The sequence below is a fragment of the Immundisolibacter sp. genome (assembly GCF_028696615.1).
In the GTDB taxonomy this organism is placed as follows: Bacteria; Pseudomonadota; Gammaproteobacteria; order Immundisolibacterales; family Immundisolibacteraceae; genus Immundisolibacter.
On record NZ_JAQVGQ010000103.1, the window covers coordinates 1 to 8,901 of the forward strand.

Consider the following 8,901-nt stretch of genomic DNA (forward strand, 5'->3'; position numbering starts at 1 on the left):
GATCCGGTCGAGGTGCTGCTCGGCGAGCGGGCGAGCGGCGCCGATCGCGCTGCGCTGCGCGCGAGTCTTGGCCTCGATCGGCCGCTGCCGGCGCAGCTTGGCGCGTACCTTCGCGCGCTCGCGCGGTTCGATCTTGGGCAATCGCTGCGCCACCACGCGCCGGTGACGAACCTCATCGCCGCCCGTCTGCCGGCCACGCTGGAACTGACCGCCGCCGCGCTGGCGCTGGCAGTGGCGCTGGCGCTGCCGCTCGGCGTGCTGATGGCGGTACGGCGGGACGCGGCCAGCGGGCGGCTCGCCGGCGCGCTCACGCTGCTGGCGCTGGCGCTGCCCGGGTTCTGGCTCGGGCCGCTGCTGGTGCTGCTGTTCGCGGTGCATCTGGGCTGGCTGCCGGTGGCCGGGCGCGCGGGGCTTGCCTCGCTGCTGCTGCCGGCGCTCACGCTGGCGCTGGGTCTGGCGGCGGGACTGGCACGCCAACTGGCCGCCAATCTCGCCGAGACGCTCGCCGCCGAGCACGTGCGCACCGCCCGCGCCAAGGGCCTCGCGCCGGCGCAGGTGCTGTGGCGGCATGGGGTGCGCAACGCGCTCCCGCCGGTGACGACGCTGTTCGGGCTGCAGCTCGGCGCGCTGCTCGGCGGGGCGGTGATCACCGAGACGGTGTTCGCCTGGCCGGGCGTCGGTGCGCTCACGGTGGAGGCGATCAACGCCCGCGACTACCCGCTGCTGCAGGGCTGCGTGCTGCTGATCGCCGTCATCTATGTGCTGGTGAACGGCCTCACCGATCTGGCCTACGGCTGGATCGACCCGCGCGTGCGCCGACCGTGAGGCTTGCCGTCGCCCTGCTCGGCCTGTGGCTGGCGCTGTCGGTGCTGGCGCCGTGGCTGCCGCTGGCTCCGGATGCGGTGCATCTGGAGCGCATCCTCGCTGCGCCGGCATTGGAAACCGGCGCGTGGCTGGGCTGTGACGAACTCGGCCGGCCGCTGGCGGACCGTCTGCTGACCGGCGCGCGGGTGTCGCTCGAAGTGATGATGCTGGTGGTGGCGGGACAGGCGCTGCTCGGCGTCGGCGCCGGACTCGTTGGCGGCTATCTTGGCGGCCCGGCTGATCGCCTGCTGCGCGCGGTGACCGATCTCACGCTGGCGTTTCCGGGCCTGCTGCTGGCGCTGCTGCTGGCTGGTCTGCTTGGCCCCGGCGTCGACAATGTGGTGATCGCGCTGGTTGCTGTTGGCTGGGTGGGCTTTGCCCGCCTCACCCGCGCACAGGTGCTGTCGCTCAAGCGCAGCGACCATGTCGCGGCGGCGATAGCGCTCGGCTGCGGGCACGCGCGCATCCTTCGCCGGCATTTGCTGCCGCTGCTGGCAGCGCCGCTGCTGGTGGAGACGGTGCTGGCCTGCGCCGGCGCCATTACCGCCGAAGCGGGACTGTCGTTTCTGGGGCTCGGCGTGCAGCCGCCGCAGGCGTCCTGGGGCGGCCTGATCCGCGAGGGCGCGCGTTACCTGCTGGTGGCGCCGCATTACCTGCTGCTGCCGGGCACGGCGCTGGTGGCGGTGATCTACGCCACCGGCGCGCTGGGCGAGCATTTACGCCGGCGACTCGATCCAAAGGACGAAACGTGAATTACACCTGGGCCGACGCGGTCGGCAATCTCGGCGTGCTGCTGGTGCTCGGCAGCTATCTTGGACTGCAGCTCGGCCGCCTGGACAGCCGCGGCGTGGCCTACTCGGCCTGCAATGCCGCAGGCGCGGTGCTGCTGCTGGTGTCGCTGACCGTCAACTTCAACCTGTCGTCGGTCGTCATCGAGATTTTCTGGCTCGCCATCAGCCTGGTCGGCCTGTGGCGTCACCGGCGGCGGGCCGCGACCCGCCGTTGAGGCTGCCCGCCGGCGTACCGGCGGGCAGCTCGGTCCCTCAGACGCGGTAGAAATCCAGCACGTCGCGGATCAGATCGTTGGCCACGATGATCTTCTTGGCCGCGATCTTCAGCGTGCCGGCCACCGGGCGCAGGCGGTGCTCGTAGTGGCAGTAGAAGTTGTCGACCGTCTTGTGCCGGTAGCTCATGGTCTGGCAGTTGGAGTAGACCATGAGGTCGCCGTCACCCTGCGGCTCGACCAGGATGTTGCTGATCTGGTGCACGGTGCGCGGCAGCGGCACCGACGCCGACGACATGCCGGTACGGATACGAAACACCCGGTCCTCCAGGCCGCTGCGGTCGCCGTACCACATCAGCGACAGCTGGCTTTGCGGATCGGTGGTCAGTTCGTACTCGTTGTCCCACATCGGGATCCAGAACGTCGCCTCCGGCAGGTACAGGTCCAGCCAGCCGTCCCAGTCGCGCTGGTCCAGCCGACGCGCCTCGGTGTAGAGCAGCTCGGCGCAAGCCTGAATCGTATCGAGTTGCATGGTTGTCATACCGCGTTGTTGCCGTGTTCAGACCTTGGGGCCGCCGGTCAGGACCTGCAGCCACCAGCGGTGCTGGGCCAGCATGATCCCTTCGTCCTCGAGCTTGGTGCCGTAGGACGGCACCTGGATGCCGAGCGAGGCGGCTTCCTCGTTCGGTTCGTTGACGTGCAGGTGCTCGAGACCGCGCGACAGGTCGTTCCAGCGCGCGAACTTGGCAGCCCGGAAGGCGATCTGGCTTTGCGTGAACTCCATGATGTCGTCCGGCGTCGCCATGCCGGAGGCATTGAAGAAGTCTTCCCACTGGCGGATACGGTGGGCGCGGTCCTTGGGGTTCTCGCCCTTGGGCGCGATGCCGTAGATGGTGACCTCGGTCTCGTCGACGGAAAGCGGCCGGAACACGCGAATCTGCGACGAGGTCTGGTCCATCAGGAACACGTTCGGGTACAGCAGCAGGTTGCGCAGCCGCGCTACCATCCAGTGCGCCTTCTTGGCGCCGAACTTTTGCGTGTAGGTCTCGAGCTGGCTGTAGTTCGGGCGGTCGGCCGGGTTCGGGAAGTCACCCCACAACATCACGTGGCCGTGACCGAGGTCGAAGAAGCCGCCCTGTTTTTTGTCGATGCCGCCCACTTGCATGGCCTTGACCGGGTCGGCGTCGCCGCGCAGCTTGCGCCGGTGCTCGGTGGTCATCACGTAGTTGCCGTGCGTGGCGTACAGGTGGTAGCCGTCGACGCCGTTCTCGGCCTGGATCTTCCAGTTGCCCTTGAAGGTGTAGGTCGACGAGCCCTTGAGCACTTCGAGACCATCCGGGCTTTGGTCGGCGAGCAGGTCGATGCACGCCTTGGCCGGACCCAGGTGCTGCTCCAGCGGCAGCACGTCTGCGTTCAGGCTGCCGAAGATGAAGCCGCGGTAGCTTTGCACGCGCGCCACGCGCGTCAGGCCGTAGTTTTTCTTGTCGAAACAGGCCGGGTAGCCGGCGCCCTGCTCCTTGAACACCACCACGCAGTCACCGCGGGTGTCGAACACCCAGCCGTGGAACGGGCAGCTGAAGTCGGCGCGGTTGCCGCGCACCTCGCGCACCAGCGTGGTGCCGCGGTGGCCGCAGGCATTGACGAAAGCGTTGATCTCGCCCTCCGGGCTGCGCACCAGGATGACCGGAACGCGGCCCATGAACAGGCTCATGAAATCGTTGGGATTCGGAATCTGGCTCTCGTGGGCCAGATAAATCCAGTTGCCTTCCCAGATGCGCTCCATCTCGAGCTCGAAGATTTCCGGGTCGGTGAAGATGGAACGGTCGACCCGCGCCACCCCGTCGCGCACCCGCTCGTCGAGGTAGCCGGCCAGATTCAGGTTGCCGGTGCTGCTGCGTGCGTCCATTGATGGTCCCCTTGGCTGCTTGGCGTGACGCAAGCCGGCGCCATGCCGACTGTCGGGACCATTCTGGGCAGCGCCACCCGGCGAGTCTTGACGGCCGTCAACGGCGCATCGCCAAATCCCTGCCAAACGACCGTTGACGGCGTGCCTGCGCACGGGCAGCATGCTCGTCTTGCGGCCACACCCGGCCACGTCGCAAGGGGACACCGACATGAGCTACAGCGCACAGCAGATCGAGCAGGAAATCATCCGCATCCTGGAGCAGGGCACCGCGGCGGTGAAGAAAGTGGTCGACGCCTATGTCGCCAAGCGCACGCCCGAACGCGACATGAACTGGCTTTGCATCCAGATGGGCAAGGAATTCGGCGCCATCCTGCTGCATGCGGACCTGGCCAAGGCGGCCATCCGCGCCGGCATGGACGGGCGCGACATGGACGAGAAGTTCCAGACCATCAAGGAAGAAGTGTCCCATTTCCAGGGCTACTACAACCTGCTGAACCGCACCATCGGCAAAGACACGCCAATCCCGGTCGAGCACATCTACAGCTACGTGCTGGCCAACGTCGGCCCGAACGGCCTGGAACCGGACGCGCCCATGCTGGCGCAGCGCGAGCGCTGGCCGGCCAACTTCAACTACATCGCCAACATGAGTACCTACGCCAAGGGCAAGCACCCGTGGGTGGCGCGCGTGTTCGGCGCCACCGGCGAGGGCGCGGCGGGCGGGTGGCACTGGGCCATGAGCCAGCTGCCGCCGGTGGACGATTTCTTCCGCGAGGCGGCCAAGGTGCAAAAAGGCATCGCCATCGACGAGCTGCGCCACGGCCCGCAGGAGCTGAAGGAAATCTGCGAGGACTACTCGCCCGAATACGGCGTCGATCTGGAGGACATGTTCCGCGAACTGCGGCACATGCGCTACCTCGAAGTGCTGCAGCGCAACGAGCAGTTCCTGTACCCGCTCAGCGACGAGGAAATCGAGGCCATCCGCCAGGAGCTGATGAACGACGCCATCGAGCCGATCCGCGTCTACTCCGAGGCGGCCTGAAGGGCCTATAAATTTTTCAAGCTCCGAGGCCGGCCAGGGATGGCCGGACGCGAATCGAGCCCGCAAGGGCTTGATTCGCGCGAGCCCGTCCGGGCGTGTACCGGACGGGCGACGCAAGAAATGCGCAGGACGCGCATTTCTTCACAAACTCCGAGCCGACGCGGCACGGCCGACCGCGCAGCCGCCGCACACCAAGCCCTGGTAGCCCGCGCCTGGCACCGGGGCTTTTTTGTGGCCCGCCCTGCGGAATGGGTCACGGCGACACGCAAGACGAACCGTCTTCGCCACACTGCCGCGGCCAGCCTGAGCCGGCCACCGGATCATCCGCCCGGCCGCCACTCGCCCCCCAGCCACAGCCGCCGCGGCTGGCCGGGAAAATACCGGTACTCGCCGAAAGCGAAGTCAGCGCGCTCGGCATAGTCGCGGTCGGTGAGGTTGGTGATGCGGGCGAATAGCGTGATGCGGGTATTGGCGGCCCAGTCGGCGCGCAGGTTCAGCAGCGTGTGACCACCGTAGCGGGCCGTGTTGGCGGCGTCGAGATAGTACGGTCCCATGCGGATGCCCTCGATCTCCAGCGTGAGGTCCTGCTGCGGCCGGTACAGCCAGCGGGCACTGCCCATGAACGGCGGCGCGGTGTCGATTTCGTTGCCGCTGTGGATGGTCTCGCCGCCACTCGCGGCATGGTCGAAGGCATAGCGGTGGCGGGCGAGACTCGCGGCAAGGTTCAGCTCGTGGCGCCGTGCCGGGCGCCAGGTGAGTTCGGTTTCGAGGCCGAAATGGCGCGTCCTGCCGTCGCTGACGTTGAAGCCCTGCGCGTCGGTGAAGATGAAATGGCGCTTTTTCATGCCGAACGCGGTCGCGCCGATCTGCAGCCCGGCCCAGGCGCGCCGGTAGCCGATTTCCAGACCATCGAGGCGCTCACTGTCCAGATCGGCCGCGTCCTGGCCGCGCTGCAGGCGGTACAGCTCACCGACCTGCGGCGGCCGAAAGCCGCTCGACCAGGCGGCGTGCCACTGGCCGTCGGCGAGCTCGCCGTGCCGCAGGCCGAGCCGGCCGGCCAGGTTGGTGAAGTGGTCCCGGCGATCGGCGGGGCGGTTGTACAGGCAGCCGCCGTAGGCGCAGGGCGTGCCGTCGTCGCGCGTGTTGCCGTCGAGCGCCCGGTTGTCGTAATCGTAACCGAGATACTCCAGGCGCAGGCTGGGCAGCAGGTGCCAGGCGCCGGCGGCATCCAGCGGCAGGTCCAGCGCCTGCCACAGCGCCGCCATGCGTGAGGCGACCTCGAAGTCGTAATGCACGCCCAGCGGGCGGGTGGCCCTCAGAGACGCCGAGCCGGTGCTGACCGGCCGGGCCTGGGTTTCGGTGACGAAGCCGTGCGCGTACTCGACGGCCGCACCGCCCTGCCAGTCGAGCCCTCCCGGCAGCGGCTTTCGCAGGTCCAGCATCACGCCGGCGCTGCGCTGGCCGTTTTCTTCGGTCGGCTGGCCGGGCAGGTAGTGCTGCAGAAAATCCATCCGCGACCAGCGCGCGTAGGGCGTGAGCGACAGCGCCGTGTCCGCGCCGAGCACGGTGCGCCAGGCGCTGTAGGCGCGCGCCGCGGACGCGTCGCGGTAAGCCTCGGGATTGAGATTGTCCCGGCGCAGGCTGGCGTCGCGGTAGGCATCCTCGCCGACGATGTAGCCGGCCGTCTCCTGGTTGAGATTGCTGGCCGCCAGGTGCGTCAGGACCTCCCAGCGGCCGAGCTTCGTGAGGTGCCCCACGCCGAGCTTCTGCTCGCCGGTCGGCGTGTCGTCGCGAAAACCGTTGGTGTCGGAACCCTGCGCGTCGAGCCGCCAGTGCGGCGCGCCGGCCGACACCTGACCAATGATGGTGTCGTCCGGGCCGGCCTCGAGGCCAAAGGTCCACGGCTGCGGGCCCGGCCGCGGCGAGACGATGTTGATGGCGCCGTGCAGGGCGTTCGCGCCGTACTGGCTGCTGGCCGGGCCGCGCGCCACCTCCACCGCGGCGGCCTGCGCGAAATCGACCTCGAACAGCTCGTTCACGTTGCAGAAGCCGGCCGGCCGGATGGGGATGCCGTCTTCCAGAATCTGGAACGCGCCGCACGCGCCGGGGCCGCTGAGTACCGGCGAGCGGATGGCGATCAGACTCTCCTGGCCGTCGCCGCGGCTGACCCACACGTCCGGCACGCGGGTGAACAGCTCGCTGGCGTGCATCGGGCGGGTGCGGGCGATGTCGGCGCCGTCGATGCGGCTGCCGCTGCCGGCCGCGGTCCAGTGGGTGATGTCGCGCGGCGCCTCGATGGTGACCACCAGCGGCGACGCCCCGTCGGCCCGGCCGGCGCCGGGCACGACGGCCAGCAGCAGCGCGGCGATGCGCGCGCCGCCGGGACGAAAATGCACCCTCAAGCGGTGAGCTGGATATACCAGGCCACCAGCCTGGCGAGGATGCCGTAGGCCCAGTCCTTGACCGCCAGCCACCAGCCGCCGGCCTGCTCGCGCCGGGTCTGGTGCGCGCGCTCGATGACGTAAGCGTGGATGGCGTGCGCGTCGTCGGCACCGAGGTACTTGGCCCAGCCGACCATGCCCAGATCCTTGTAAAGACCGTCCAGCACGATCTTGTCGAACAGCTCATGCGTCGCCGGCTGCATGTAGCGCAGGTCCGGCAGCGTGGAGGCCTCGGCATTCAGGCCGTGACACACCGAGCAGTAGGCGTGGTAGAGATCGTGGCCTTTGGCGATGGTGGCGGCGGATGCCGTCTGCGCCGGCGGCTCGGGCAGGGCCGGCGGCGGCGGTGGCGGCGGCAACTGCGCCGTGCCGCCGAGCTTGAAGGTCAGCAGCCGGCCGCCGACCTTGTCGCCCTGCATCGGTGCCACGCCGCCGGCAAGACCGAGCGCCCCGCCCCAGCCGACCATCACGGCGATGTACTGCTCGCCGTCGACGGCGTAGCTGATCGGCGGCGCCACGATGCCGGACTGCGTGGGCGCACTCCACAGCCGCTGGCCGTTGTCGGCGCGGTAGGCCACCAGTTCACCCTTGGCGGTGCCCTGGAACAGCAGGTTGCCGGCCGTGCTCAGCATGCCGCCGTTCCAGGGGCCGTCGTGCTGCACGCGCCAGACTTCCCGCTGCGCCACCGGGTCCCAGGCGGCGATGTGGCCCTTGGCGATGGCGCGCATCACCTTGCGCGTCAGCGCCGGATCCTGATCGGCCGGCGGCATGGCGGCGGCCATGTCGACCGCCATGTTCCAGGGGTGGCGGCCGTACTTGAAGTCTTTTTCCGCGGCGTAGGTGAAGGGCAGGTCCTGGGCCGGGATGTACACCAGCCCGGTCAGCGGGCTGTAGGACATCGGCTGCCAGTTGTGGCCGCCAAACGGCGCCGGGAAGATCAGCTTCTCGTGGTCGCGGTACTGGGCGGGGTCGGTCTCGACCGGCCGGCCGCTGAGCGGGTCGACGTGGCTCGCCCAGTTCACCTGCACGTAGTTGTTGGCCGAGATGAACTGCCCGGTGGCGCGATCCAGCACGTAGAAAAAGCCGTTCTTGGGCGCCTGCATGATGACCTTGCGCAGCTGCCCGCCGATGGTGATGTCGGCCAGGATCATGTGCTGCGTGGCGGTATAGTCGAAGGTCTCGCCGGGCGTGGTCTGGTAGTGCCACACGTGGCGGCCGGTGTCGGGATCGAGCGCCACGATGGACGACAGGAACAGGTTGTCGCCTTCGCCGCGACTGCGTTCCCAGCGGTTCCACGGCGCGCCGTTGCCGACACCGACGTACAGCAGGTTCAGCTGCGGGTCGTAGGCCATGGAGTCCCACACCGTGCCGCCACCGCCGCCCTTGTTCCACCACTCGCCGGCTGGGTTCCAGGTTTTGGCGGCCATCTCGACGTCCGGCGATTCGAAGCCCTTGGCGGGATCGCCCGGCACGGTCCAGAAACGCCACACCATTTGCCCGCTGGCGGCGTCGTAGGCCGAGACGTAGCCGCGCACGCCGTACTCGGCGCCGCCGTTGCCGATGATGACCTTGTCTTTGACGATGCGCGGCGCGCCGGTGATGGTGTACGGCTTGGCCGGATCGATGGTCAGCGTCTCCCCCACCGGCT

8 protein-coding genes are annotated in these 8,901 nt (G+C 68.8%); 4 read left to right on the forward strand and 4 right to left on the reverse strand.

Going from position 1 to position 8,901, the window contains the following annotated elements; genetic code table 11:
* The 3 genes from PHC73_RS08145 to PHC73_RS08155 form a co-directional block, all read left to right on the forward strand.
* The coding region (locus tag PHC73_RS08145; protein ID WP_300126590.1) for an ABC transporter permease at window positions 1-825 on the forward strand (825 nt) is incomplete at its 5' end.
* Window positions 822-1,616 (forward strand): ABC transporter permease, encoded by a 795-nt coding sequence (locus tag PHC73_RS08150; protein ID WP_300126592.1) that lies wholly within the window; start codon window positions 822-824, stop codon window positions 1,614-1,616. The genes PHC73_RS08145 and PHC73_RS08150, both read left to right, overlap by 4 nt.
* Window positions 1,613-1,870, forward strand: coding sequence for a hypothetical protein (locus tag PHC73_RS08155; RefSeq protein WP_300126594.1), 258 nt, complete (start codon window positions 1,613-1,615; stop codon window positions 1,868-1,870). Before PHC73_RS08150 ends, PHC73_RS08155 begins: the two co-directional genes overlap by 4 nt.
* Window positions 1,871-1,907: 37 nt before the next feature.
* On the opposite strand, the gene PHC73_RS08160 is transcribed toward PHC73_RS08155, so the two are convergent.
* A complete protein-coding gene (locus PHC73_RS08160; protein WP_300126596.1) occupies window positions 1,908-2,399 on the reverse strand; it encodes an aromatic-ring-hydroxylating dioxygenase subunit beta in 492 nt (163 codons plus the stop codon).
* Window positions 2,400-2,426: 27 nt separating this feature from the next.
* The gene (locus tag PHC73_RS08165) at window positions 2,427-3,773 is read right to left on the reverse strand and encodes a Rieske 2Fe-2S domain-containing protein (protein ID WP_300126598.1); all 1,347 of its coding nucleotides are present in this window, start codon (window positions 3,771-3,773) and stop codon (window positions 2,427-2,429) included.
* Between the two features lie 208 nt (window positions 3,774-3,981).
* On the opposite strand from PHC73_RS08165, the gene PHC73_RS08170 reads away from it, so the two are divergent.
* Window positions 3,982-4,812: a hypothetical protein gene (locus tag PHC73_RS08170; protein ID WP_300126600.1), complete on the forward strand. Its 831-nt coding sequence runs from the start codon at window positions 3,982-3,984 to the stop codon at window positions 4,810-4,812.
* A gap of 320 nt (window positions 4,813-5,132) precedes the next feature.
* On the opposite strand, the gene PHC73_RS08175 is transcribed toward PHC73_RS08170, so the two are convergent.
* Together PHC73_RS08175 and PHC73_RS08180 are read right to left on the reverse strand one after the other, a co-directional pair.
* Window positions 5,133-7,208 (reverse strand): TonB-dependent receptor, encoded by a 2,076-nt coding sequence (locus PHC73_RS08175; protein WP_300126602.1) that lies wholly within the window; start codon window positions 7,206-7,208, stop codon window positions 5,133-5,135.
* A gap of 2 nt (window positions 7,209-7,210) precedes the next feature.
* Window positions 7,211-8,901 (reverse strand): PQQ-binding-like beta-propeller repeat protein (locus tag PHC73_RS08180; protein WP_300126604.1); only part of this gene is annotated, 1,691 nt, incomplete at its 5' end.

Coding starts and splice junctions, on each gene's coding strand:
- PHC73_RS08165 (WP_300126598.1), bottom strand. CDS start 3,773: ATGGACGCACGCAGCAGCACCGGCAACCTGAATCTGGCCGGCTACCTC.
- PHC73_RS08170 (WP_300126600.1), top strand. CDS start 3,982: ATGAGCTACAGCGCACAGCAGATCGAGCAGGAAATCATCCGCATCCTG.
- PHC73_RS08160 (WP_300126596.1), bottom strand. CDS start 2,399: ATGCAACTCGATACGATTCAGGCTTGCGCCGAGCTGCTCTACACCGAG.